Here is a 26676-nt window from a genome sequence, read left to right on the forward strand (position 1 = left end):
TATGTACTTAACGGAGAGAGAAGTGAAATGGATCATTCCCACAGCATATTTTTTTGTTTCATTCATTTCATAAAAAAAAGCCGGATTACCCGGCTGATACGTTACGACTTTTGGATGCTTTTCGTTCTTTGTATATTTTCCTCACCACTGGATAAATCACTGGTGCCCATTTGACAATTTGTTTCAGCCACTTTTTCATTTTCTCCCGCGCCTCCTTATTGTCATTCTTACAAGACGATTCCCGATCTTGTCATGAAATAAACAGGTGCGGGAGAGCAGGAGTTAAATGACGCCTTGTGCGATCATGGCATCTGCCACTTTGCGAAATCCTGCAATATTTGCGCCTACCATTAAGTTTCCAGAGTGTCCGTATTCTTCAGCAGTCTCGGTACACTGACGATAAATCGACTGCATCATTTGTTTCAACTGACCATCTACTTCTTCAAAAGTCCAAGACATTCTCGCACTGTTTTGCGCCATTTCTAACGCCGAAACACCCACTCCGCCAGCATTTGCCGCTTTTGCTGGTGCAAACAAAATATCATGTTGTTCAAATACTTTGACGGCCCCAAGTGTGGACGGCATATTGGCCCCTTCTCCTACAGCGATGACACCGTTTGCCACTAGCTGCTGTGCTTGCGACTCTGAAATTTCATTTTGGGTCGCACATGGCAGCGCAATGTCACAAGGGAGAGACCAAATTTGTTCGCAATCTTCAATCAATTCAGCATGCGGGTGAATGTCTATGTAGGCACCAATTCGCTGGTTGTCGACTTCCTTCAGCTGCTTCACTGTCTCAAGTGAAATGCCTTGAGGATCGTAAATGGCTCCGCTTGAATCACTACAAGCCACAACCTTTCCGCCTAATTCCAATACTTTTTCCATCGCATAAATCGATACATTTCCTGACCCAGACACAACAACAGATCGCCCTTCAAATTGCATTCCGTGGGCTTTTAACATTTCTTCCATAAAGTACACCAGTCCATAGCCTGTCGCTTCTTTTCTCGCTAAGCTACCTCCAAAACCAGGACTTTTTCCTGTCAGGACACCTGCTTCATACGCACCACGCATTTTTTTGTACTGGCCGAACATATAGCCAATTTCGCGTGCACCTACACCAATATCTCCTGCCGGTACATCTTGATCAGGTCCAATATAACGACTGAGTTCACTCATAAAACTTTGAACAAAACGCATGATTTCTCCATCAGATTTCCCTTTAGGGTCAAAATCTGATCCACCTTTTCCTCCGCCGATCGGCAAACCTGTCAGTGCGTTTTTAAAGATTTGTTCAAATCCTAAAAACTTGATGATGCTTGCATTGACCGATGGGTGGAAACGAATGCCCCCCTTATAAGGACCGATGGCACTATTAAATTGAACCCTGAATCCTCTGTTCACCTGTACTTTGCCTTCATCGTCTACCCACGGTACACGAAACATCACAAGCCGCTCAGGCTCAATTAAGCGTTCTAAGATCCCCTGTTCTTCATACTCTGGGTGTTTTGCAAAAACCGGGACGAGGGATTCCAGAATTTCTTTCACGGCTTGCTGGAATTCCGCCTCGCCTGGATTTCGTTTTTCTACATCCTCTAGCACACGGTGGATGTAGCTTTGTGCTGTTTGTGCTGCTCGATCTAAGGTCAACATGTCTCATCTGCCTCCTTGTCAATATCTCACTCTTTGGTTGTTAGATTTTCTCACGCATATTGAGATTAATTTAACACCATTTGTAAAAACTGATCAATATTGATAACAGATGAAAACGATGCCGAAATGAGATAGATCAAGCAGGATCACCTTTCATCATGAAGATGACCCGCTCAAAGAATGACTATCGTGCTAGAAATGACGAACTGGACGTTCAACATCCCGCTTTCTTTGACACATTCATGAAACTTTCACTTTTTCTAGATGATGATCATTCAAAAAAAAGGTCAAAAGTTTTACAACGTCTTTCAATCTTTTCTGAGCTTTTCTCCTCTTTTCCGATCAGGTAAGACAACACACAGCCAATATAAAATAGAAGAAGATGGGAAGTTGATTAACCCAATGATGCCCCAGAACCATTTATAACGCCCTCTTTTCTTAGCATCCATAAATAAGAGAAATCCTTGTGCAAACAGTAACGGCAATACGCACAATAAGATGATCATATCTGTCTGACTCATAAGGAGGACCCTCCTTTAATCTGTTGATATTCCTTGATGCCGACAACCACACAGAGCGGCACGCTCACCACTTGGAGAAGAATGAAGATGATGGGCAAATGAGTAATGGCAGCTGCAAAAAGTGTCATGATGGTCAGACTGACGATGATGTACGCCAGCACTTCTTGTTTAAAACGTTTTTTCTCTTTTTCCTTTGCCTGCTTTAGCATCAACATCAAAGCTTGTTCACTCGGCTTTTCTACTTCGATTTGTTCATCGAGCTCCTGCAGCTCCTCTTTTAAACGATCGGCGAAACGGTCTTCTTTCATCAGTCCCACTCCTTTCGAATTTTCTTGATCCCATGATGAACCCTCGATTTCACCGTACCTTCTCTCACCCCGAGTATCGAAGCGATTTCAGGGTAAGTAAAGCCATAATAATAATGGAGAAGGATCGGTGCTCTCTCCTGAGCCTTTAACTCATTTAAAGCATCCCACATGTCATGCCAAGTATGGCCTTTTTGCTGAACATCCCATTTGAACCGGCGGATGGCTTCTTGATTCGCCTTCCCTTCTCTCGTTTGTTCACGTTTTCTTTTCTTTTGATGATCTAAAAATTGTCTAGATGCAATGGACATGAGCCATGTTGAAAATAATGAATCTCCTCTAAAAGAAGAAAGTTTCATGTACGCTTTGAGCATCGTTTCTTGCATGATCTCCTCTGTCAGCTCTTGTTGAAGGGTCAATTTCATCAAATAACGGTAAAGAAACGAATAATGATGCCGATAAAGGGCGGTAAATGCAGCATCATCCCCCTGTTTTGCCCGCTTGATCCATAAAGTCTCCTCGGTCTGCTCCAAACACGTCCCTCCTTCCTTTCTTTCTCTTATTGATTAGACGACACCGGTGATCGCATCGTTTAAAATAGACCTTCTTTTTTTAAATTGGAGCCTTTTCTACCTGCTGTTAAGCGCATGGATCTATTTGATATCCATTTTTTTCTTATGTAATGATTATGACATTTCTTTGTCTCTAACAAAATGACGCTTTTGTAATCATCTTGATTTTCCTTCAAATGGGGAACGTCCTTTTCATAATCACTAGGTTACCCCAATACCTATCGTCAATGATCCTTGTCTCATTTAGATAAATTGAAATAATCATTGCCTTAGTTTCCTTGAAAATCGTGGAATACTTCGTTCCAATTCTTAGCCGATGATACCTTTTTGCGTGCTATGCTCTTCCTACATTCCGAAAGAGGCGATGCTGGCGAAGGAAGGAGGAGCGGTTGAATCGCAGCTTATTTTGGAAACGTTTACATTAAAACAAAATATAGAATGGAGATGTTCATGTTGAAGAAAAAAGTTCCAATGTTAGCTGGTGTGTTAGCGGTTGGTCTCGTGACTTCATTATTTGCGCCAAATGGAGAGGCAAAAGCAGCAACGAAATATCCAGAAAGCCCTTCGATTATGGCCAATTTTAATCAGCAAGGATTCTCCACATTAAATGGCGGTACAACAGGCGGTGAAGGCGGTAAAACGGTGACGGTGAAAACCGGAAATGAACTATTAGCTGCCCTCAAAAGCAAAGGAACAAATGAAAAATTGAAAATCGTGGTAGACGGAACGATTACTCCTTCTAATACTTCAGCCAATAAAATTGATGTGAAAGATACAAACAATGTCTCCATCGTCGGTAAAGGGACAAACGGCGAATTTAACGGGATTGGTATTAAAGTATGGCGCGCCAATAACGTCATCATCCGCAACCTCAAAATCCATCACAGCAAAATCGGTGATAAAGATGCCATCGGAATCGAAGGCGGCTCTAAAAACGTATGGGTCGACCATAATGAACTCTATAACACTTTGAACTCTGGGAAAGATGACTATGATGGGTTATTCGATGTGAAAAATGACTCCGATTACATTACGTTCTCATGGAACTATGTCCATGACAGCTGGAAAACAATGCTGATGGGCAGCTCCGATAACGATAACTACAACAGAAAAATCACGTTCCACAACAACCGTTTTGAAAACTTGAACTCTCGTGTACCGTCTATGCGCTTCGGGGAAGGCCATGTGTATAACAACTATTACAAAAACATCCTAACAACAGCGATTAATTCACGTATGGGCGCGAAAATGAGAATTGAGCACAACGTATTTGAAAACACGAAAAATGCCATCGGGAGCTGGGACAGCAGTAAAGTTGGTACTTGGCATGTCATCAACAACTCTTATATTAACAGCACAGGTAGCCTGCCAACGTCTTCAACAGGTACGTACAACCCTCCTTATAACTACTCTTTGCTTAACGTGAACAATGTGAAATCAGAAGTTGTATCAAATGCGGGTGTAGGAAAAGTAAATCCTTAATCTCAAAAAAACGTTCGGGCAGAAATGTTCTGTCCGAACGTTCTTGTCATCCATTTTTTACACGACCGAAAATGGACGATCCATTTCATACAGGTTTTGATAACGCAGGTTTTCTTTCAGCAAATCATGATGCTGCCCCTGCATCTCAATGCGTCCACCTTCAATAAACATCATACGATCGCATGCCTCACAGCCAGTGAGATGATGGGTGATCCAAATGACTGTTTTTCCTTTTAACACGCGGAAGATCGTTTCAAGCAATTCACGCTCTGTGCGTGGATCAAGCCCGACGGTTGGCTCATCTAATACAACAATCGGTGTGTTTTGCAGCAAAATCCGAGCTAGAGCCATACGCTGCCTTTCTCCACCAGAGAAACGAACCCCTGTCTCTTGTACACCTGTGTGATAACCTTCTGGCAAAGACTCAATGTAATCGTGCAGCTGCACTTGCCGCGCGGCTTCTTTTACTTGCTCTTCTGTCGCTTCTGGTGAGCCTAAACGAATGTTGTTTAAAACAGACGTATCGAATAAATAGGGCTGTTGATTGAGCACAGAAACATAAGAGGAAATCTCCTCTTGAATGCTTTGTACCGGTTTTCCCTGAATGCTGACGACCCCTTGATTTGGCACGACTGCCCCTTCTAACAATTTTAAAATGGTCGATTTGCCTGCACCGCTCTTTCCTAAGAGAGCGAGCGATTCACCTTGCTTCAGGGAAAACGAAAAATGCTTTAATACATGTTGATCTACTTCATATCCGAAGGTGACTTGATCAAAACAGACCGCTTCAGCGCCATAAGAGACGGGTGTCTCGTCTGCTGCCTCCCTCTCAACTAATCCTTCATACGATTGCTTTTCATAATGATTTAATCTGCTGACGGCATGCTGATAAACAGGAATGTCGCCTGCTGCATCTGACAGCGGAAGAAAGGCTTCTGTTAATGGAAACAGCACAAGCACAAAAGCTGCGATCAGCGTGTGCGGCATAGAACCAGCCTGAACGACCGAGCCGCTCCAATACACGAAAAGGACGACTGCTCCTCCAATGACTAGCTGTGCTAAAAATTGGCGCAGACGGATAAACCGATGCTTTGCCGCTTCGAGTGCTAATAGCTTTGCTTCTTTTCGTTCATAGCCTTCAACAAAATCGTTCTGTCTGCCGCTAAACAACCAGTCACTCACGCCCATGACGGCATCTGTTAAATGGCTGTACAGTTCATTTCTGCCTTTCTTCATTTGAATTTGTCTCGCCCGGTTCACAAGTACTGTGATGTATGGGAATACAAATACGAGCAGCGCCATATAAAGCAGCATCAACCCGGCAAATGGCCATGAAAAAAGCCCAAGTGCTCCAATCGAAGCGGCATATAAAAGCAGCGCACCGATAGATGGAAAGATTGTTTTTAGATACGCATCCTGTAATCTCTCCACATCTTCTGACAACAGTCCAAGCATTTCACCTGTTCCCAGCTTAGTCTGTTTGGCACTTCGTTCAGCCATATCATAAAGACGTACCCGCATTTTTTCAATCATCGTCAAAATGAGCTGATGACTCGCCAGTCTTTCTGCATAACGAGCAGCTGAGCGTGAAATACCAAAGGTACGTACTGCCACGATTGGGACATAGACCATCAAGATATTCTCAGGTCTTGTGGCAGCTTTTGAAATGAGGAACCCTGACGTATACATGAGCATAGAAGCAGAAAACACCGCAATCGCCCCTAAAAAAAGCACCAAGGCAAACAGCTTTTGATTCTCCTTGATATAAGGTATAAACCAGCCTTTACTGACCATGTGTGACCGCCCCCATTTGTTCCTGTACCAATTGATAGTACACACCTTTTCTTTCCATTAATGATTCATGAGTCCCCATCTCTGCAATCGTCCCATGATCCATCACAATGATTTCATCCATATCCGTCATCCAATGAAGTCTGTGTGTGGCTAAAAACACAAGTTTATCTTCAAACAATGGAAGCATTGTTTTCTTTAATTCATACTCTGTCTCAATATCCAGATGAGCCGTTGGTTCATCTAACAGCATAATGGATCGCTGGCCGAGCACTGTGCGAGCGAGGGCAATCCGCTGCGCTTGTCCACCGCTCAGTCCTCTGCCCTGTTCGCCAATGACCTCATCCAGTCCATTGGGGAGATCCGCTACGAGCTGAGACAAACCTGCCTCTTTCACCGCTCTTTCGACGTCTTCATCTGTTGCATTCGGTTCATAAAAACGAATGTTTTCTCTCAGTGTCATGTGAAATAAATAAGGATGCTGCGGCATATAAACGACTTCTTTTTGCCATGCCGCCAGCTGTAAATGAGCAAGCGGCTTTCCGTTTAGCATGATTTTACCTGCAGACGGTTCAACAAAACCACCGAGAACATCCGTTAACGTCGATTTCCCCGAACCACTGGCACCGATGATCCCAATCTTTTTCTTTCCTTTCACAATGAGATCGACATCCTGAATCGAATAAGGAGCATGTTCATCATGCAAGACACTGACATCTTGCAGTGTGAGCTCAGATTGCTCATTCCACTCGTTCAGCTGCACGGATTGTGTCTCCTGCTCTCGGAAGCCCTTTTCCTCTAAAATTACTTGAATCGCCTCATTCGCTTCTTTACCGTTTAACGTCGCATGATAATCATTTCCCACTTCACGGACTGGCAAGAAATATTCTGGCGCGAGCATCAGTGCGGTCAAAGCCGGCAATAACAAAAGATCTCCTTCAATTAAGCGCAAGCCGAGAAATACAGCGACAGTCGCAATGGACAGCATAGAAAAGAAATCGAGAGCAAAAGATGAAAGAAAGGCGACTTTCAGTGTGCTCATCGTCGCCTTTCGATAACGCTTTGAGACCTCTGCAATATTGCGAGAATGCTTTTTGCTAATCCCTAAGTAGCGAAGCGTTTCAAGGCCACGGAGAGAATCAGTAAAATGATTGGATAATTTCTCATACGATCTCCATTGTTTGGCCGCTTTACGCTGAGCGACAAGTCCTAGCAAAATCATAAAAACAATTAAAATCGGCAGCGTGACAATCAGAATGACAGCAGATGTTTCATCTAATGTCCAAACATAGACAAGCACCATCACCGGAATAACTGCCATGTTCACCATTTTCGGCAAAAACAGCTGTAAATACTGACGATATTGGGCAATGCCCTCCATCGCCAATGTCACAAGCTTTCCTGTTCCTTTTTTCTTCGTGAAAGCTGGCCCTAAATGAAAAAGTTGGTCTAACAGCTGCTTTCTGACGTCTGCTCCAATTCGGGAAGAATAGGTGAACATGACCTTCTCCCGCATCAAGGTGAGACCGTGCCGCACCAGAAAGGCAGCAAGAAACAGCAAGACATAAGGCGTTGCCTGCATGAGGCTCTTCCCGTCAAACAGCGTTGTTATGGCATGTGCCAGCCACTGTGCTTGAAAAATAATACTTGCTCCTTGGATGATTGACACAATACCTAAGAGGGCAAGAAGCCCCCTCATTCCTTTTAGTTGAAGCAAACGTTTATCCATTAGTAGGTCATTGGCTCCTTACCGCTTACACGTTTACGGAAGACATAGTAGCTCCAGATTTGATACCCAAGCACAAAAGGCAGCAAAGAAATGGCAACAATCGTCATGACCGTCAGTGAATAAGATCCTGATGCAGCATTTTGAATGGTGAGGTCGAATGCATGGTTGATCGAACTAATCATGACACGCGGGAATAATGCTGTGAAAAGCATGGTCACCGTCACCATAATACCTGCACCTGTGAATAAAAATGTCCATCCATCACGCTCTTTTCTCATAAAGAATAGAGCCGCTACATAACAAACCACAATGAGTACAGTTAAAGGGATCGTAATGATCGGACGCACGGTATAAATGTCTGTTTCAAGAATAGACACACCGACAAACACAACAAGAACCGGCAGTGCAATCAATAAAACACGCTGGCCGAGCTTTCTTGCACGATTTCTTAAATCACCCTCAGTGCGGAGTGTGACGAAAATCAATCCATGCAGAAGGCAAAGAACCGTCACGGCTACCCCGCCGATCACTGAATAAAGATTCACAAAGTCTGTAAATCCAGCGTACATATTCATGCTTTGATCAATGGGCATTCCTCGTAAAATACTTGTGAATAGCACGCCTAGTAAAAATGGCGGAAGCAGGCTGCCAAAGAAGATCACCCAGTCCCACGTTTTGATCCATGAAGCCTTCTCGACCTTCCCTCTAAATTCAAAGGCGACCCCCCGCCCAATGAGCGCTAGTAGGAGAACCGTAAACGGAATATAGTATCCGCTGAACATCGTAGCGTACCAGTGAGGAAAAGCGGCAAAAATAGCGCCGCCAGCTGTAATCAGCCAGACCTCATTTGCATCCCAGAAAGGGCCAATCGTATTGATTAAAATGCGTCGCTCATGTGCATCTTTTCCAAGCAGCTGCATGGACATCCCAACACCAAAATCAAATCCTTCTAAGAAGAAAAATCCAACAAACAATACTGCGACAAGAATAAACCAAATCTCGTTAAGATATGCCATGATATGCGCCTCCATCAAATGGATCTGTAGACAGGTCCGTTTCATCCTTTTGATCTGTATTCTCTTCAGAATGTGCACCTTTTTTAATTTCTCGAATGAATAAGTAGGCAAGCACGATGGCAAGAATCAGATAAATGGTCGTAAAGCTAATGACTGAGAATAGCAACATGCCGTAAGATACGTTTGGTGAAATGGATTGTGCGGTTGTCATCATACCAAAGACTGTCCACGGCTGACGCCCGATTTCCGTCATGATCCAGCCCGCTGAGTTTGCAATAAACGGGAACGCAATCATCCATACCATGAAGCGTAAATACCATTTGTTTGATTCTAGTTTTTTTCTAAAGCTCAAATACAAACCAATCATACTAGCAAAAATCATCAACATGCCGGCACCCACCATGATTCTAAAGCTCCAGAAGGTTGTTTTGACTGGAGGAATGTAATCTCCAGGACCAAACTTTGCTTCATATTCTTTTTGAAGGGTCAGCACGCCTGGCACATCTCCACTAAACTTCGAATAAGCCAAGTAACTTAAAGCAAACGGAATATTGATCTCCGCAGAGTTTTCTTTTTTATCTGTGTCAATGTTGGCAAATAGTGTCCAAGCCGCTGGATCTCCACTATCCTTCCAAAGGGCTTCACTTGCTGCCATCTTCATCGGCTGTGATTCCATTAAGTGTTTCGCTTGATCATGTCCAGAGAACGCCACACCTAAGCCAGAAATGAAAGCAAGCACCATGGCAATCTGGAAAGATTTTTTGAAAAAGGCGACTTCTTGTTTTTTGATCATTTTATAGGCACTAACTCCTGCGATAAAGAAAGCACCGGTTGCCAATGCACCAAACAGAACGTGCGGGAACTCTACCCAAAGTTGCGGATTTGTCACGAGCGCCCCAAAGTCATTCATTTCTGCACGGCCATTTTTAATCACAAATCCGACTGGCTCCTGCATAAATGAGTTGGCGAGTAAAATCCAAAACGCCGAAAAGATCGTACCAAGAGAAACAAGCCAAATACATAACAAATGAATTTTTTTCGGCAGACGGTCCCAGCCGAATATCCAAAGACCAATAAAGGTCGATTCAAGGAAAAAGGCCAATAGCGCTTCAATGGCAAGCGGTGCACCAAAGACATCACCGACAAACCTTGAATAATCAGACCAGTTCATCCCAAACTGGAATTCTTGCAGAATCCCTGTCACCACACCTACTGCAAAGTTAATTAAGAAAAGGTGACCCCAAAATTTCGCCATCTTTTTATAAATCTCTTTTTTCTTGACGACATAAAGGGTTTGCATCAATGCAACGATAAATACCAAACCTATAGACATAGGAACAAAAATAAAATGAAATAATGTCGTTGAGGCAAATTGAAATCTTGCTAAAAACAGCTCACTCACAGCCTTACATCCTCCCTTACTTTCGCATGCCGAATGATTCGAGATATTTATGCTCACCATTTCACAAAAAATTCACTATTTGTTCAATGATTCACAAGTAAAAGTCCATTTGATATGGTTCACTCGGTGAAATTTTACTCTTGATTTTCATTCGGTTAGTTATTTATACCTGTACTTTACACCCATACGCTTCAAAAATAAAGTAAATTTTACCTAAAATTTGGATGGGATTGTGTCAGTTGTTTGAATACTTTGTCAAAAATATGTGACGGAAAGAGACAATCACAAAAAAAATAGCGCTGCTTCTTCGCTGCAGCGCTTTTGAATATTTAGGCTTTTTTCTGTAAAGCGGGTCTTGTCACTTGCACTTCATAGTACGTAATTTTGTTTTTTAGCAGGCCTTCTGGTTTCGCCTTTCCATGAGCATGCGCATCACCAAATGCCTGAGATTTTGTCCAATTCACAAAGTCTTCTTTTCGATTCCAGCGGGTGTGAATGGTCACTTCATCGTAATCAGTTGTCTGTTGAGTGACCCATACTTCCATACCTAAAAAGCCTTCCATAAATTCTACTTGTCCCTGCTTGTTAAACCGTTTAACAAGGTGGTCGGCACTGCCTTTTTCTACTCTGACTTGGTTGTTTACAATAATCATGTTTGGTTCATCTCCCTTTTGTTGTTGAATGGAGGCAATGGGGATAATGAGCGGATGCGGTCCGTCTAAGTGAACCTCTGCCTGAATCCCAAAAACCTCCTTGAAAAAGTCTTCTGTTAACACTTCTTTTGGTGAGCCAATTTGATGCACCTGACCTCGCTTCATAGCAATGAGACGGTCACAATATTTTGCGGCCTGCTGCAAGTCATGGAGAACCATTAAAATGGTGATGCCGTGTGTTTGATTCAGCTGTTTGAGCAGCTCCAGTAATTCAAGCTGATGCGCAATGTCTAAATAAGTGGTTGGCTCATCCAGAATGATGGTCTCTGTTTTCTGAGCCAGTGCCATTGCAATATATGCCTTTTGTCTTTCTCCGCCTGATAATGTATGGAGCATTCTGTTTTCATTCATGCGGCTATTCGTCACCTCAAGCGCCCACTCAATCGCTTCATGATCTGACGTGGTGCTTTTTTTCCAGATGGAACGATGCGGACTGCGTCCAAGTGCGACCAGCTCACGTACTGTCATCGATGGAATGGCGGTTCTTGTTTGCATGAGAACCGCCACCTCCTTGGCGATCTCCTGTGCCGTCATCTCTTTTTGCGGGATGTCGTGAATGTAAATCATGCCGCTTTCGATTGAGGTCAGTCGTGCGGCCGCTTTGATAAAAGTCGACTTACCTGACCCATTCGGGCCAATGATTCCGGTCACACTCCCTTTAGGAACAGCTGCTGAAATGGAAGACAGCCGAAAGCCGCCTTGACTGAGACTCACGTCATCCATTGCAATGACATCCAACTTAACCCCTCCCTTTCTTTTTTAATAAATAGAGGAAGAAAGGTGCACCGATGCAGGCAAGCAAGATCCCTACAGGCAATTCAACCGGTGTAAACCAGACCCGTGCCGCTGTATCGGCAAAGACCACAAGCACGCCCCCTCCAAGCATTGAAATCGGTAGCAAATACCGGTAGTCATCTCCGATTAAAAGACGGATAAAATGAGGCACAACAAGCCCGACAAATCCGATTAAACCACTGACACTGACAGCCGCTCCAGCTAAAAGAGCGGCCAGCGCAATGAGAAAAAATCGAGTCCGCTCTACTCGAAGGCCCAATAGCTGAGCCGATTCATCGCCAAGCAAAAGGAGATTGGACGGTTTAATGGCGAAAAAACAAAGACATAATCCAGCCAGCGCATATGGCGACACAAAGCTAAGATGATGCCAGCTCCGTCCGTTTAATCCGCCTGATAGAAAAGGCAAAACAGCCTGCACACGCTCACTATAAAGCACCATAAATCCATTCATCACCGCACCAAGCAACGCATTGACGGCAACACCTGCCAAGATCAATTTAAGCGGTGAAACCCCTTGATCAAATGACAGCATATACACGACAAGAGCTGCTAATAAGGCGCCCAGAAAAGCGGCTGCCGGAAGCAAATACGTGAATTGTGGAAGAACAATCATGCTGAGTACAGCAGCTAACCCGCCGCCCGCAGTCACACCAATGATCCCAGGGTCAGCAAGTGGATTTCGGACAACTCCTTGTAAAATCGCCCCTGATGCTGCGAGACAGGCCCCAACGAGAAAACCAATGAGCACACGCGGCAGCCGTAAATCCATGACAATTTTTTCATGAACAGGCAGACCTGATCCCGTGAAGACAGCCATTAAATCCGTCAGCGATAATTGGACAGAACCTACCGCAAGTCCTAGGCAGACGCCCACACATAAAGAGAGAAACAATCCTGGTAACAGCCATTTTCGTCTTGACTGCCTTTTTTGAAAATCTAGTTCTGCATTCATCTTCATGATGACAATCGCTTCAATTTCTTCTCTAATTCATCGATCGCTCTGATGACTTCTGCGCCTGGATTTGTCCCAAATAGGTCACTTGGTAGAATCTCAACGTGTCCATTTTTGACAGCTGATACATCGTGCCACGCCGCATTTTGCTTCATTTCACTCATAAAGCCTGCTTTGACATCTTCAGGATTGCTGTGTGTCATCAGCAAAATGAGATCTGGATCGGCCTCGATTACCTTTTCTGCATTGATTTGTGCATATTGCGGAAACTTTTCGAGTGCTGGTTCATTTTCAGCAATATTCGCACCACCAGCGATCCGTAGCAGATCACCGCTTAAAGATTGTGGAAGTGCCGCCATATATGTGCCAGGCGCACCGTACACAACGAGCGTCTTTACTTTTTTCTCAGGCTGCTTCACTTGCTTGATCCGCTGATCGATTTGAGCATTGAGCGCTTTGGCCTTTTGCTGCTTTCCAAGTAAATCACCAAATAAAGTAACTTGACGCTGGACGTCCTTCACTGAATTGGCACTTGTCAAAAGAAGCTGTGAACCAATTCCTTCTATAGTAGAGATATCCTTGCTGTTTAATGATTCATTCCCGAGCACCACATCGGGCTTTAAACTCGTGATCAGCTCGACATCAAATTGATGGGTTGTGCCAATTGATTGTACGGACTTTGCCTTTTGTAGATTGTCTGGCAATTCGGCAGTTGGCCGGCCGACAACCTGGCCACCTAAGGCATAAATGATGCTCATGTCGCCAGTTGACAACGAGACGATCCGTTCAGGTGATTCATGAAACGATAATGTTCTGCCGGCAAAATCCTGAATGTTGAGCGCACCTTGCCCGCTCCCATTCTCGGCCGGCGCCGCCTGGCTGCATCCGCCGAGGAGAAGCACGACGACGAGTCCTGCCCAAATCACATGTAAACATTTCAACCGTCTGTCTCTCCTTTTCTAGTAAACTTTCTTTAGCTTCGCCTGTACCACGAGACGCTTGTTTTTAGGTGCCAGCACATGATCACAGGTGGATAATGTGAGAATCAAGTCATCTGTGGATACGTCTGTTTTCGTTTGATAGATGGACTTCTTACGAACAGCTTGCAAGTAGTGTGCATATTCACCAAGATCCTGAAAATCAGTCTGAATATAATCAAAGTCGACTGTCGTTTCATACACAGCAAAAATCTCTGCTTCATAGCTTTGGTACAGCGTATCGTACTGAAATGTGCGATGATCTTGGAAGAAATCTTTTTTTAAATAGTTTGTGAGACCAGCAAACATAGACCCATCCCTCATCCGGTGACCGTACACCACTGTATTGGGACTTTCATGCAAGACGTCATTACGATAATCCATAAAAATACTGCCTGCCCGTGTGTCATCCTTTACATAATTACGAGTTAAATAGAATGCATTATCGTTTGACTGAACAATTGGATACTGAATCATCGTGTCCTTCATATCAATCCAACCGACAATGTCTTGATTCACCTTTCGCAAATCATCAAATGACTGACGGATTTCTCCAGGTTTTCGCTGTTTCATTCCATCCTCGTGTGTGTAAAGTGTCTGAGCCTTTGCAAGCACCTGACGATTTTGATAATAGCCAAAGAGCTCCAAGCCAATGGCAGTACCGCTATATAGAAAAACACCTAAACAGACGATCGTCAGCATTCGCTGCCCGATCCTTTTCCCTCGTTTCACACTGTCTCACCTGCTTTTTGCACAACTTATATGCCTACAGGCACGATATACATCCCTGTTTCTGCATCCTGCTTAATTGTGACGGACACATGATAAATGTGCCGCACCATTTCTTCTGTTAACACATCATTTGGCTGTCCTTCGCGGATAATTTGTCCATCTTTCATGGCGATGATGATATCACTATAGCGAATCGCCTGATTCATATCGTGCAGGACCATCACGATGGTTAATCCATGCTCGACATTGAGCTCTCGAATGAGCTCCAGAATGTCAAATTGATAATACATATCCAAATAAGTCGTCGGTTCATCTAAGAAAAGGATCGGTGTTTTTTGCGCTAAAGCCATCGCAATCCATACACGCTGCCGTTCTCCACCTGACAATGAGGCGAGAGGCACCTTTCGCTTATCCGTCAGCTTTGTACAGGACAGTGCCCACTCAATTGCTTTCTCATCCTCTTCCTTGTCACTGCCGCGCATCGTCTGGTAGGGCGTTCTCCCAAATGCCACGACTCGTTCGATCGTTAAATCGAGCGGCGCTTCATTTTGCTGATGTACGACTGCCAGCTTTCTCGCGAGTTCCCTTGGCTTGAACGCATTCAGCTCTTGCCCATCTAAATGAATCTGTCCTTTATGTGGACAATGGTTATGTGCCATCAAAGAAAGCAGCGTGGATTTGCCCGAGCCATTTGGACCGATAATGGTCGTAATTTTCCCCTTTTCGATGTGCGTGGTGACCGATTGAACAATGTCCCTCTGCCGATCATAGGAAAACGACACCTCACGAATGTCCATGCAGACGATCCCCCCTTCTTAATAAAAAGATCAGAAACGGCCCGCCAATGACAGCCATGATTGTAGAAGCAGGGATTTCATTTGGTGCCACAAGCGTTCTGCCGAGCGTATCAGCCGTCAAAATGAGCAAGGCCCCGCTTAACGCAGAAAATGGAATCAGTACCCGATGGTCCGAACCGACGAGCCTTCTAGAGATATGGGGAATGAGCAAACCGACAAAGGCAATCACACCAGCTACCGCAGCGGTCACCGCTGCTAATAACACCGCCGTGATTGAAATCAAAAGGCGCATTCTGGTCACACGCAATCCTAAGTTTTTCGCCGTCTTATCTTGAAGGGCAAGCAAGTTACACCATCTGCTAAAGAAAAGCGCAACCACAAGCCCAATGAGGCCATAGACACCGATTAAACGGACATCTCCCCACGTTTTCATCGTGAGATTCGACTGTCCCGACTGATTAATGGTGATATTGAAATAGCTGCAAATGGTCACAAACGCTTCTGCCATCCCTGTAAACATGGCATTGATGGCGATCCCCACCAAAATCATTCGAATCGGGCTTAAGCCGCCTTTCCAAGACAACACGTATACAAGGAAGCAGGCAATTGCCCCGCCTAAAACTGAAAATAAAGGAGAGTAGAAATAAAATTGAGGAAGCGCTGTAATTGCCATTAAAGAAAAGAAGCTAGCTCCCGATGAAATACCAATAACACCGGCATCTGCTAATGGATTCCTCATCACAGACTGCAAGAGGACACCGGAGACAGATAAAGCCGCCCCTGTAAACATCGCAATGAGCATGCGGGGGATTCTTAAATCTTTAATGATTTCTACCTGTGCATGTTGACCGGTCATAAGCCCTTCCAATAATTCAATCGGTGTAACATGAATGCTCCCCGTAATGGCGGAATAAATAAATACGCCGGCTAGTAAGAGACTGACTATCAGAAATAAAATCCCTGTTTTTTTCATCTTGAACGTCCTTTTATCATTAAGATTCGCCGCTTATGACGGGTACAACATACGAGTCAATTCATCTAATGCCTCTGCTGCCTTTAAGTTGCCTGTTGTCCCGAATAAGCTTTCTTCGAGGTCGTACACCCGGTCTTGTTTGACCGCATGGAAATGTTTCCAGATGTCATTTGTTTTAAATTCTTGATCAAACATTTTGACGACTTCATCCGGCATCCCATGTGCGGCTCGAAGAATGATATCTGGATTGGCTTTTTGTAAATACTCCGTATTGGATGCCAAATACTCCATTTTCTCACCTTTTACGATGTTCTTTCCTCCTGCAATACGCACAAGATCACCGATATAGGAATTCTCTGTTGCCACTAAATAACTGCCTGGTACACCAAGCAAAATGAGAACGGATGGCTTCGTCTTTCCCTTCGTTCTCTCTTGTATGTCTTTCTTTTTTTGTTCAAAATCATCCACAATGCGTTTCGCTTGTGTCTTTCTATCATATTTTTCTCCAAGCTTTGTGATGGCGTTCTCCATCTTGTCCAGGCTCTCAAGGTTAAGGTATGTCGCAGGGACAGAAGCTTGTTGAAAAGGCGTTTCTAGATCATATTGAAGGGTCGTGACAGACAGGACATCTGTCGGTTGAAGTGATTGGATGATTTCCATGTCCGGGCTCATTGGGTTACCGACTGCTGGGAGTCCTTTGTATCGAGCTGGCAAGGATTTTTGACTTGTTGGCACCCCGACAAGATCCACCTCTAGCGCATCCATGATCTCAGCAGCAGCTACAGTCGTTGCCACAATGCGGGCACTTGATGCTGCGCTTTTTTTGCCTTTCGCTGAGCTTTCAGCTGACTGTGAGCAGCCTGCTAGGAGGACGCACACACATAGAGCAGTAATCAGGGTACATAACATTCGATGCTTCAAAAAACAAAAGCCTCCTTTCGAAAAAAGAGAGTGGGTGCGCCGAGATGAATGGCACACCTCACTTAAAATAGATTCTTTATCTTGTACGAGTTTGATACTTTCTGACGAGCACGAATAGTGACCCGCCGAATAAAAGAATGTACACCCAAAGAAGTGAAGTATCTCCTGTTTTTGGGTTCAGCTGACCTGTCTCAGATTTGGTTTGGTCATCTGATGGTGTAAAGGTCATCTGCTCTGCACCCGTTTCCTCAGGGGCGAGATTCACAAGCTGGCTTGGTTGAGAATCGTGATCATTTGGATTTTTTACAAATCCGATGCTCTCATCGTCTCCGATCACCGTCGCAATTCCGCTTCCTTCACCACTTGCGATGCCTTTCGTATCATAAACAAGTTTGACATCATACTGCTCATGATAATTTGCAGCTGGAATGTCAATTTTTACGCGTGCTGCCTGATCACTGCTTAAACTTTTTGCTTCATATTGAATCACTCGTGTATCTGCTTTTTGATCAGCCTTTGCAACTAGCGTCTCTTCAAATTTACCGCCGGTTCCTACTTGGAACGACGTGATGGCTGAGCTGTTCTTCACAGTGTATGAAACGAAATGGCGGCCATTTTTCACCACCAATGTCGCAGGGCTCACGACGTAATCGTTCATGCGAGAAAGCTCATCTTTGTCTGCTTTCTTCATTGAAAAAGGAAGCTTGTACACCCCGTCTTTTAGCTGAACTGTCTCTTGATTCGTTCCGCCGTTCGTTGTGTCTGGTGCTGGTTTATTTGGTTTTGGTGTTTCTGGTGTAGCCGGTGTTTCTTCCTCTATTTGACCGTCCTTCAGTGGAACGATACTTTTTGAATCAAATTGAAAACGAATATCGTACGTTTGATCATAGTGAGCGGCTGCTACTACAATGTGTACTTTTCCGTTAACTGCTTTTTTCAGATCAGACACTTCAAATGAAACCACTCTTGTGTTCTTTGCTTGATCTGTGCTCACGTTTTTCACTTCTTGATAAGAACCGTTTTTCTCTATTTTCAAAGAATCAACTGACGTATGATCCTTCACCGTAAAGGAAACGGTTTGCGTTCCATTTTTAACGGTTAACGATGCTGGATGTGAGAAGTATTGGCTCATCCGAGATGCCTCATCCTCATCGCCCTTCAGCACACTGTAGTTGATACGATACACACCATCTTTTAATTGGTTCTGAGTCGAATCAACTGGTGTTGTGCCGTTTTGATCATCTGGCTTTGTTTCGCTGTCGCCTGGCGTCGTGCCGCTTTGATCATCCGGCTTTGTTTCGCTGTCGCCTGGCGTCGTACCGTTTTGATCATCTGGTGTTGTTTCGCTGTCGCCTGGCGTCGTACCGTTTTGATCATCAGGTGTTGTTTCACTATCGTCTGGCTTCGCAGGCGTGACAAGTGTGAGACTGCTCTCGTCGAAAGCGAGCTGTACGTCATACGCCTCATCATAAATAAAGCCGCCTAAGTCCCAGTAAATTTTGACCCAGCCATTTAATTTGGCTGATACATCGGCTACATCAAATTTGATCACACGCGTATTTGCTGTCTCATCTTCACTGACCGTTTCAGTGGTGACGAGAGAGCCATTTTGTTCGACCTTGAAATCTGTGATTTCTTTGCTTTGCTTCAGTGTAAGATAGGCAGTCGTCTTACCATTTTCGATGACGAGCTTAGCTGGCTTTTCTGTATACGTATCCATCATGGATGCTTCAGTGCTGCCATTTTTTAAAATGGTGAATCCGGCCGTATATTCACCATCAGCCAATGATGCCGCCTGAGCCGTTCCTTGAGGCAGCTGAAACGCAGTCAACAAACTGAATAAAACGAGCAGAATAGCTGTCTGTAGATGAAAAAGACGTTTCAAAAGATGACACTTCCTTCCGTTAATGCTTGATGATCCACTTTCTCGCTAAAAACCCGCCTGAACATAAGACAAGCACAAGGAGCCATCCCATCTGGCTTGTATCACCAGTTTGAGGATTTTCTTCTTGTTTTGTTTTGGTGGATGAATCAGTTGTTTTGGTTGTTTCTTTTGATGTTTCTTGATGTTTTGCTGCACCTGCTGTTTCTTTTGAACTGTCAGAAGAAAGTGACTTGATGCTGCTTTCATCGAATTTCAGCTGGATGGTATAGTCGTGATCATAATCAGCGGATTTGACTGTGACATGGATTTTTGACTTGATTGGTTTAGACAAACTCTGTGCTTGGAATTGGACAAGCCTTGTATTGGCTTTCTTATTCGTTGATAGAACCGTCGTATCGACATAGCCGCCATTTCCTGGCACTTTAAATTCCGTTACCCAGCTGCTGTTTTTAATGGTCATTTGCACAGTCAGCTTGCCATTTTTCACGATCACTTTTGCCGGCTTCAGCCAGTAATCATTTGCCATCGAAACTGCAGTCCCTTCGGCCTTCATCACAGTGTAATTGACGGAGTATGTACCATCATTTAATGAAGCAGCCTGTGCATTTGAAAAAGGCAGTATAAGTGCCAAAAGCAATGCAGCCATGAAGGCTGGCATCCTGATCCATTTTTTCATCAAATGAATTTCCTCCCTTTTTATTGAACAGTTGCTGCATCAAACTTAACGCGAATGTCGTAATTGCCTGTATATCCAATGACCGGTACAGTCACACTCACTTTTGCTGGTACAACATCTGTCAGGCTGTTGACACTGAACTCTACCGTTCTCTTATTGGCAGCTGTGTTTGTACTGATCACCTTCGCATCTTTGTAGACACCTTGATCCAATGTTTTAAAGCTTGTAATCCAAGAGCTGTTCGTTAACGTGACTTGCGCTTTGATTTTTCCATCCTTCACAACAAGCTTAGCTGGTTTTTCAAAATACGTATTTGCTGTTGATGTTGAATCACTGTCTGCTTTCCATACCACATATTGTGCTGAATATTGACCATCTGCTAAGCCTGCTGCTGAGGCAGAGCTAACCGGGGCTAGAGCAAACAATAGGACAAAGCTAAAGAATAATAAGACGTGTGATGCTGAACGAATTGATTTCATATATATCCTCCTAATTGATATTGATAATTATTCTCAATAGACAATAAAAAAAATAACCTTTATCAGCGTATGAATCACACTCATAAATGATTATGATAATCATTATCAATTGAGTTTAAAAAATAAATCTTTGCTTTCGACAAGTCAAAGATGTCTGCTGCTACATGATGTAGTGATACACGGTTTAGGTAATCTGTCCCATTCATGATACCATGGCATAACCTCCCCATTCCATTACAGGGAAAAGAACCCTCTTCTCCTTGATATTATATGATGAATGAAATTATTGTCAACATCATTTTTCATACTATTGACTTAGATTTCTGGAAAATCACAAAAAAAAATCGATCAGGGACACTGATCGAAGTCGATTAAGAAGGGACATGTTCACCCTTTTCACTATTTTTGCGCTCTAAAGACCAAACATACATTTCCCGTATGACTGGTTCAATTTTCTTTCCTTGTTCTGTTAGTTCATATTCAATCCGCACGGGAATGTCGGGATATACTTTTTTCTCAACAAGGCCTTCAGCTTCTAAATCTTTCAGCCTTTCTGATAATAACCGTCCGCTGATGTTCATTTCATTTTCAAGCTGACAAAAACGTTTTGGCCCTGTCAAAAGCTGATTGATGATGAGAATCACCCACTTCTTCCCTAAAATCTCCATGGCATCTGTAATTGGGCAGCCATCTACTTGAGCCATACTTTACTCCCTCCTGCTTTTCTCTACTTTTTTTCATTATAACATAATTAATTACTTGAAATAAGTTACTAACTATTATATAGTTTAGTTACTAAAAGTAACAAGGTAATCATTTTTATCAATTTTCAATAAACCATTGAACATACAGATGCATATAACATGAAGGAGATGACCGAGCTTTGAATACAATAGAGCAAGTAAGATTAGGTGTAACAGAATTACATGTGTCCAGCTTTGAGCGTTCTTTGCCTTTTTATACAGACATTTTAGGTTTTACTTTATTAGAACAGACGGATTCTACTGTCACGCTTGGCAGCAACGCAAAGGAACCAATCCTTGTGCTGAAAGAAGATGTGCAGCTGAAAGAGAAGCCGGATCATGAGCCAGGACTTTATCATTTTGCGGTTTTATTACCTACCAGAAAAAACCTGGGCACATGGCTGGCGCATGTGATCAAAAAAGGCTATCCTTTAATTGGAGCAAGCGATCACTTTTTCAGTGAAGCCATTTATTTAAGTGATCCAGATGGCATCGGCGTTGAGATTTATGCTGATCGTCCTCAGGACATATGGGTAGGTGAGCATGGAGAGCTGAAAGGTGGCGGAAATGCTCCGCTTGATGGAGATGGTCTCCTGCAAGAAGCCGCTGATTCCACCTGGGAAGGACTCCCGGCTGGTACAGTCATGGGACACTTGCATTTCCATCTCAACCCAGAAGAAGCCGATTCCTTTTATGTGAACACGCTCGGTTTTCATATCCGAATGGCTCCCCCAGCCAGCTTATTCGTTGCTGGTGGCGTCTATCATCACCACCTTGCCTTTAATGCATGGGGACGCGGGAGAAAAGGAGCCATTGATCCACGTTTTTCAGGAATTAGAAGCTATACACTGGTTTTCCCAAAAGAAGACGATAGAACATCCGTCGTCGAACGTCTGACAAAAGCAGGCGCTCACATGAACACGACAGGAAAAAGTAACGAATTTGTTGATCCATTTGGCGTTCTCGTTCGTTTACAGATTGAAGAAACAGACAAAAAAGAAGGTGCAGAATATGGACAAACACACAGAGGTTAAAACAGCCATTTTAAAAGATAAAATCAAACGAGTACAGCAAGAAGACGGATTTATATATATCACTGGACCTATTAAACTGCCAGTGAATTTAGACGGTAGAACGGTCATGTTTAACTGGTATTCATGGTTAAAAGACGATGGGAAAGAACCATTATCAGATGAAGCTTTAATCGAAAGCCTTTCCTCCCGTGAACTTGCAGATCACCAGCAATCAAGCGTCCTTGTTTACGGAGATTTCGAACATGCTGATGAAGCGCTGATCCGCATGCATTCCATCTGCCACACTGGTGATATTTTCGGAAGCAAACGCTGCGATTGCGGGTTCCAATTGAAACAGTCTATGCGGATGATTGAGGACAATGGAGCAGGCGCACTGTTTTATTTAGCCAACCATGAAGGACGCGGGATCGGTCTTTTCAGTAAAGCCATGGCCTACATTTTGCAAGAAAACGGCTACGATACAGTAGAAGCGAACGAAGCACTGGGCTTTGAAGATGATACACGTCAATATGAAGAAGCGATTGCTGTTCTTCAAACACTGCGTACAAAGCCAGTCAGACTCATCACAAATAATCCGAAAAAGACGGATGCCATCAGCCATGCAGGCCTTTCTCTTTCTGGACGGATTCCACTTTGGGGTGATGTCTCTGAGTTCAATGAAAAATACTTGCAGACAAAAATTAACCGCTCAGGTCATATGAAGGCGGACCAAGAGGTGCGTACGATTGCCACATCATGAGCGATATATGAAACTAGCCCTTGAAAATGCTGAAGCAATGAAAGGTCAGACATCTCCCAATCCGCTCGTCGGGGCTGTGATTGTGCGAGAAAATGAAATTGTTGGGGTCGGGGCGCACATGAAGGCCGGCGAACCACATGCAGAAATCCATGCGCTGAAAATGGCTGGAGACAAGGCAAAAGGCGCCACGATCTATGTGACACTAGAGCCTTGTTCCCACCATGGCCGCACAGGCCCATGCGCTGAAGCACTTGTGAAAGCTGGCGTAGAAAAAGTAGTCGTTGCTGCACTGGATCCGAACCCCCTTGTTGCTGGGCGCGGGATTGCCATTTTACAAGATGCAGGCATTCAAGTCATCACAGGCGTCATGGAGCAGGAATCCATTCTCATGAATGAAGTGTTCAACCACTTTATTACGAAAAAAACGCCTTTCGTGACACTCAAAGCAGGTATTACGTTAGACGGAAAAATTGCATCTGCTACGTCTGACAGCAAGTGGATTACATCAGAAACGTCCCGTTATGATGCACATCACATTCGCAGTATCAACGATGCCATCTTAGTCGGTGCCCAAACCGTCATTCACGACGATCCTTCATTAACAGCACGCATTCCAAACGGTCATCATCCGATTCGAATTGTCTTAGACTCTAAACTGTCTATCCCGCTGACAGCAAAGGTGGTCACAGATCAGATGGCACCAACATGGATTTTCACAACAAAACAAGCCGATGAAGAAAAACGAGCCGCTTTAGAAGCAGCTGGCGTCAGTGTCATCATGACGGATAGCGATATCCGGGTGCCCTTACAAGAAGTACTTCAAGTGCTCGGAGAAAGAAATGTCTCCTCCCTGATGATTGAAGGCGGCGGACAAATCAATGCCTCATTTTTGGAGCAGCAGCTTGTCGATAAACTCGTCATCTACATGGCACCTAAGCTCATTGGCGGACGACTCTCTCCTTCTTTTTTCGGAGGCGAAGGCATACGCCTCATGAGTGATGCAATTGAACTGGATCAACTCTCTCTTGAACCGCTGGGAAAAGATATAAAGATAATGGGTTATCCTGTTTATCAATAAACAACAAAGCTTGTAGATTGAGTCTGCAAGCTTTTTTCTCATCATTGAATTTGAGGTGACTAAATTGAACATCAAAGGAATAAACCATTTATTATTTTCTGTTTCTGATTTAGAGACATCTATTGATTTTTACACAAAGGTCTTTAATGCCAAATTGTTAACAAAGGGCAGAACGACAGCTTACTTTGATTTGAACGGCCTGTGGCTTGCCCTCAATGTAGAAAAAGACATTCCTCGTCAAGACATCCATCACTCTTACACACACATCGCTTTTTCTATTGATGAGGAGGATGTAGATCCAATGTATAACAAACTAAAAGATTTGAACGTCAACATCTTACCAAGCAGGCCAAGAGACGAAAGAGATCAGAAGTCGATTTATTTCACAGACCCTGATGGACATAAATTTGAATTTCATACAGGAACCTTGAAAGATCGATTGGATTATTACAAACTAGAGAAAACACATATGGAGTTTTATGAATGAAACGCAAAGAAAAACAGAGAGGAAACAACAAGGTGCTATTCGTCATTAAATAGGAAAGATGGTAAAATATACATAGAAACGTGTTGCAAACGATAGTCCTCCCCCCTTCCATACTAAAGGTGTTTTTATGCCTAGAAAGGAGGGGTCAGTTTGAGAACAAAACTTGTGCGTTCACGCGTTGAGAGACGCAAAAACAAAAAGAAAAAAGCTTGTACCTGTAAGTACAAGCTTTGGTTCCTTATCTTAAATTCAATCCGAACTCTAGTCCAGTTCATCATATGGATTTTAGATAAGAGAACGTTCTGAATGAACCCTTAAGATGATAATGAAAAATAAAGCGGCACCTTCATTACCCCTAGTCAAGGTAATGCTGGTTCTATCTCGTTTCTGTTTTTTGGAGGGCTGCTTTATTTTTTCATATTATTTCAGTGTATTCCTCACATTTTAAATTTATACATAGAAAAAGCACACGGTAGTCAGCCGAGTGCCCAAATTAAATTTCTTTTCAGTTGTATGGTGAACGTTCAAGAAATTCACCTTGAAGCTCTCGTGCTTCAGTTTGAAAACTAGTTCAACTTAGTCCGAGTTGAACAAAAAACTTGTGCAACAATATGTTACCATAAGTAACAATTTGTTACCATAGTTAAGCTTATTTTTTAATCTTACTGATTCATTTCAAATGCAGAATTTTCATTATTTCAAATAAATTATACAGCTTTTTGTTATGCAATGAATCAAATAAACTGAACAACACTCAAAATAACTTTCAAGTATAATAACCTGTACTTTTCTTCTAAGCCCTCCTACTTTCTATTGGCAACTGTAAGACCTTATTTAGTTAAATAAAAAAGAATCAGTATATAAAAACTGATTCTTTCTGCATACATTTATCTCAAACAAATCGTATTTAATCCATGAAACGTGTCGTAAAATGTTTCATGTGAAACATCTGTGATCTAATATTGATCAATTTCCCTCTATCAGCCTGCCAAAGCTTTCGGGTGAAAGTCCCGGTGAAATGCGCAGGCGGTGTAAGGACATCATGCCTTGTTCCTTTTTCGCATGTCCTGGTTCAGTGGTCACAGCCATTTCATATCCTGCTTCCTTCGCCAGCTTCAGTGTGTCTTCGTTATAGCGACCGACCGGATAGCTGACCATGATCGTTTGTTGAGAAAAACGCTGGTCAAAGAATACCTTCGATCCTTTTAATTCTTCTTCCTGCTGCTTCTGTGTTAAACGATTGAGTTCTAAATGATGAATGGTGTGACTCTCTATTGAAATACCATGCGCCACCATATCATCCATTTGGGCATCGGTTAAATGATGCGGACGGCCGATGGACTGCTCGATCATAAAAATCGTGGCTTTCATTCCATATTCCTTTAAAATCGGAAATGCCTTTGTGTAGTTATCCGTATATCCATCGTCAAATGTGATAAGAACATACTTTTCACTTGGTGTCGAATTGGTCGCGAGAACTTGATATGCCTCTTTCGGCGACAGCGTGACATAGCCGTTGTCTTTCAGCCATTTCATATGAGCCGCAAATTCGCTTTTTGGCACACGTAACGAATTACCGCTAGAGATACTGTGATACATCAAGATTGGAAGCGCAACGGGTTCCTTTTGCTGAATCCAGTTTTGTTTGTCTATCTCTGCCGCTTCAATTTGCTGCGTTTCTGTTGTTTCTTTCGTTTGTCCTTGACCCTTTACCTCTTTGACGGCTTGCTGGTTTCCTTCTGTTTGCTGTTTCGTACCCATACAGCCCGAAATGAGCAGCATGACTAAACCAACTGCAAGCCACATACATGTTTTTTTCATTCACCAATCCTGCTTTCTCTTTATCTACCGAATGATTATAACAGAAATTGGTTAATAACTGATATCTATTTTGACAGGGTATTCATTTTTTTACACATTTCGATCATTTCAATGGCAAGCAGATGGATGGTCTCTGTTGTGAGCATTTGGTCTTCTGCATGTATGAGCAGTAAAGAAAAGGGAAGCTGTTCCCCTGCCGCCTCTTTTTGTATCAGTGACAAGTGCAGGTCATGGATGCTTCGAAACGCTTCCTCCCCTTTTTCAATCAACTGCTGCGCTGCTTCAAAGTCATCCGCTCTTGCTAGACGAATGGCTTCTACATAATGGCTTCGTGCCTCACCTGCATGGGCAATGATTTGAAAGGCTGCTCCCTGCATTTCCTCTAATACCGTCATCTGCTTCT

27 protein-coding genes are annotated in these 26676 nt (G+C 43.4%); 5 read left to right on the top strand and 22 right to left on the bottom strand.

Going from position 1 to position 26676, the window contains the following annotated elements:
• Positions 1–85: 85 nt before the first annotated feature.
• From ABG082_RS17970 to sigY, 5 genes are all read right to left on the bottom strand, one after another.
• Positions 86–199, bottom strand: a complete 114-nt coding sequence (locus ABG082_RS17970) for a hypothetical protein (RefSeq protein ID WP_008345567.1) — start codon at positions 197–199, stop codon at positions 86–88.
• Positions 200–282: 83 nt separating this feature from the next.
• Positions 283–1653, bottom strand: coding sequence for an NADP-specific glutamate dehydrogenase (gene gdhA / locus ABG082_RS17975; protein WP_081114251.1), 1371 nt, complete (start codon positions 1651–1653; stop codon positions 283–285).
• A gap of 308 nt (positions 1654–1961) precedes the next feature.
• Entirely contained in the window at positions 1962–2174 is a 213-nt protein-coding gene (locus ABG082_RS17980) for a hypothetical protein (RefSeq protein ID WP_017368315.1), read from the bottom strand.
• On the bottom strand, positions 2171–2482 hold the full coding sequence (locus ABG082_RS17985) for a YxlC family protein (protein WP_008345570.1): 312 nt from the start codon (positions 2480–2482) through the stop codon (positions 2171–2173). Before ABG082_RS17985 ends, ABG082_RS17980 begins: the two co-directional genes overlap by 4 nt.
• Positions 2482–3012: an RNA polymerase sigma factor SigY gene (gene sigY, locus ABG082_RS17990; protein ID WP_241511627.1), complete on the bottom strand. Its 531-nt coding sequence runs from the start codon at positions 3010–3012 to the stop codon at positions 2482–2484. The genes ABG082_RS17985 and sigY overlap by 1 nt, the downstream gene beginning before the upstream one ends.
• Before the next feature lie 489 nt (positions 3013–3501).
• Here sigY and ABG082_RS17995 point away from each other — a divergent pair, with 489 nt between their 5' ends.
• The gene (locus ABG082_RS17995; protein ID WP_138826679.1) at positions 3502–4533 is read left to right on the top strand and encodes a pectate lyase; all 1032 of its coding nucleotides are present in this window, start codon (positions 3502–3504) and stop codon (positions 4531–4533) included.
• Positions 4534–4590: 57 nt separating this feature from the next.
• On the opposite strand, the gene cydC is transcribed toward ABG082_RS17995, so the two are convergent.
• The 15 genes from cydC to ABG082_RS18070 form a co-directional block, all read right to left on the bottom strand.
• Complete coding sequence (gene cydC, locus ABG082_RS18000) at positions 4591–6327, bottom strand: thiol reductant ABC exporter subunit CydC (RefSeq protein ID WP_272511242.1); 1737 nt, start codon at positions 6325–6327, stop codon at positions 4591–4593.
• A complete protein-coding gene (gene cydD, locus ABG082_RS18005; RefSeq protein WP_348936342.1) occupies positions 6317–8053 on the bottom strand; it encodes a thiol reductant ABC exporter subunit CydD in 1737 nt (578 codons plus the stop codon). The genes cydC and cydD overlap by 11 nt, the downstream gene beginning before the upstream one ends.
• Positions 8053–9069, bottom strand: coding sequence for a cytochrome d ubiquinol oxidase subunit II (cydB, locus tag ABG082_RS18010; protein WP_017368319.1), 1017 nt, complete (start codon positions 9067–9069; stop codon positions 8053–8055). Before cydB ends, cydD begins: the two co-directional genes overlap by 1 nt.
• Entirely contained in the window at positions 9056–10471 is a 1416-nt protein-coding gene (locus ABG082_RS18015) for a cytochrome ubiquinol oxidase subunit I (RefSeq protein ID WP_348936343.1), read from the bottom strand. Before ABG082_RS18015 ends, cydB begins: the two co-directional genes overlap by 14 nt.
• A 329-nt stretch (positions 10472–10800) precedes the next feature.
• Positions 10801–11922, bottom strand: coding sequence for a heme oxygenase (gene isdG / locus ABG082_RS18020; protein ID WP_035702523.1), 1122 nt, complete (start codon positions 11920–11922; stop codon positions 10801–10803).
• A gap of 1 nt (position 11923) precedes the next feature.
• Positions 11924–12937 carry an iron ABC transporter permease gene (locus ABG082_RS18025; RefSeq protein WP_008345586.1) on the bottom strand — a complete coding sequence of 338 codons (1014 nt, stop codon included), beginning with the start codon at positions 12935–12937 and terminating at the stop codon, positions 11924–11926.
• The gene (locus tag ABG082_RS18030) at positions 12934–13872 is read right to left on the bottom strand and encodes an ABC transporter substrate-binding protein (RefSeq protein WP_348936344.1); all 939 of its coding nucleotides are present in this window, start codon (positions 13870–13872) and stop codon (positions 12934–12936) included. The genes ABG082_RS18025 and ABG082_RS18030 overlap by 4 nt, the downstream gene beginning before the upstream one ends.
• An 18-nt stretch (positions 13873–13890) precedes the next feature.
• The gene (gene srtB, locus ABG082_RS18035) at positions 13891–14640 is read right to left on the bottom strand and encodes a class B sortase (RefSeq protein WP_058213457.1); all 750 of its coding nucleotides are present in this window, start codon (positions 14638–14640) and stop codon (positions 13891–13893) included.
• Positions 14641–14666: 26 nt separating this feature from the next.
• A complete protein-coding gene (locus ABG082_RS18040; RefSeq protein WP_348936345.1) occupies positions 14667–15437 on the bottom strand; it encodes an ABC transporter ATP-binding protein in 771 nt (256 codons plus the stop codon).
• Positions 15424–16410, bottom strand: a complete 987-nt coding sequence (locus tag ABG082_RS18045; RefSeq protein ID WP_017368325.1) for an iron ABC transporter permease — start codon at positions 16408–16410, stop codon at positions 15424–15426. The genes ABG082_RS18040 and ABG082_RS18045 overlap by 14 nt, the downstream gene beginning before the upstream one ends.
• Before the next feature lie 33 nt (positions 16411–16443).
• Positions 16444–17331, bottom strand: a complete 888-nt coding sequence (gene isdE, locus ABG082_RS18050; protein WP_348936346.1) for a heme ABC transporter substrate-binding protein IsdE — start codon at positions 17329–17331, stop codon at positions 16444–16446.
• 76 nt (positions 17332–17407) lie between these two features.
• Positions 17408–19216: an NEAT domain-containing protein gene (locus tag ABG082_RS18055; RefSeq protein WP_348936347.1), complete on the bottom strand. Its 1809-nt coding sequence runs from the start codon at positions 19214–19216 to the stop codon at positions 17408–17410.
• A gap of 19 nt (positions 19217–19235) precedes the next feature.
• Positions 19236–19892 carry a heme uptake protein IsdC gene (gene isdC / locus ABG082_RS18060; RefSeq protein ID WP_024719526.1) on the bottom strand — a complete coding sequence of 219 codons (657 nt, stop codon included), beginning with the start codon at positions 19890–19892 and terminating at the stop codon, positions 19236–19238.
• Between the two features lie 20 nt (positions 19893–19912).
• Positions 19913–20371 carry an NEAT domain-containing protein gene (locus ABG082_RS18065; protein ID WP_348936348.1) on the bottom strand — a complete coding sequence of 153 codons (459 nt, stop codon included), beginning with the start codon at positions 20369–20371 and terminating at the stop codon, positions 19913–19915.
• Between the two features lie 371 nt (positions 20372–20742).
• Complete coding sequence (locus ABG082_RS18070) at positions 20743–21075, bottom strand: helix-turn-helix domain-containing protein (protein ID WP_348936349.1); 333 nt, start codon at positions 21073–21075, stop codon at positions 20743–20745.
• A gap of 179 nt (positions 21076–21254) precedes the next feature.
• On the opposite strand from ABG082_RS18070, the gene ABG082_RS18075 reads away from it, so the two are divergent.
• The 4 genes from ABG082_RS18075 to fosM all read left to right on the top strand — a co-directional run bounded on the left by ABG082_RS18075 (position 21255) and on the right by fosM (position 24452).
• The gene (locus ABG082_RS18075; RefSeq protein ID WP_008345604.1) at positions 21255–22148 is read left to right on the top strand and encodes a VOC family protein; all 894 of its coding nucleotides are present in this window, start codon (positions 21255–21257) and stop codon (positions 22146–22148) included.
• Positions 22126–22887 carry a GTP cyclohydrolase II gene (locus ABG082_RS18080; protein ID WP_008345606.1) on the top strand — a complete coding sequence of 254 codons (762 nt, stop codon included), beginning with the start codon at positions 22126–22128 and terminating at the stop codon, positions 22885–22887. Before ABG082_RS18075 ends, ABG082_RS18080 begins: the two co-directional genes overlap by 23 nt.
• Positions 22874–23965, top strand: a complete 1092-nt coding sequence (gene ribD, locus ABG082_RS18085; protein ID WP_348936350.1) for a bifunctional diaminohydroxyphosphoribosylaminopyrimidine deaminase/5-amino-6-(5-phosphoribosylamino)uracil reductase RibD — start codon at positions 22874–22876, stop codon at positions 23963–23965. The genes ABG082_RS18080 and ribD overlap by 14 nt, the downstream gene beginning before the upstream one ends.
• Before the next feature lie 64 nt (positions 23966–24029).
• Positions 24030–24452, top strand: a complete 423-nt coding sequence (gene fosM / locus ABG082_RS18090; RefSeq protein ID WP_041091552.1) for a FosM family fosfomycin resistance protein — start codon at positions 24030–24032, stop codon at positions 24450–24452.
• A 966-nt stretch (positions 24453–25418) separates the two neighbouring features.
• On the opposite strand, the gene ABG082_RS18095 is transcribed toward fosM, so the two are convergent.
• Both ABG082_RS18095 and ABG082_RS18100 read right to left on the bottom strand, forming a co-directional pair.
• The gene (locus ABG082_RS18095) at positions 25419–26273 is read right to left on the bottom strand and encodes a polysaccharide deacetylase family protein (RefSeq protein WP_348936351.1); all 855 of its coding nucleotides are present in this window, start codon (positions 26271–26273) and stop codon (positions 25419–25421) included.
• Between the two features lie 65 nt (positions 26274–26338).
• Positions 26339–26668, bottom strand: a complete 330-nt coding sequence (locus tag ABG082_RS18100; protein ID WP_008345614.1) for a PTS lactose/cellobiose transporter subunit IIA — start codon at positions 26666–26668, stop codon at positions 26339–26341.
• Between the last annotated feature and the right edge of the window lie 8 nt (positions 26669–26676).

Origin of the sequence: Bacillus sp. BS1807G30 (assembly GCF_040047675.1) — a bacterium.
In the GTDB taxonomy this organism is placed as follows: Bacteria; Bacillota; Bacilli; order Bacillales; family Bacillaceae; genus Bacillus; species Bacillus altitudinis.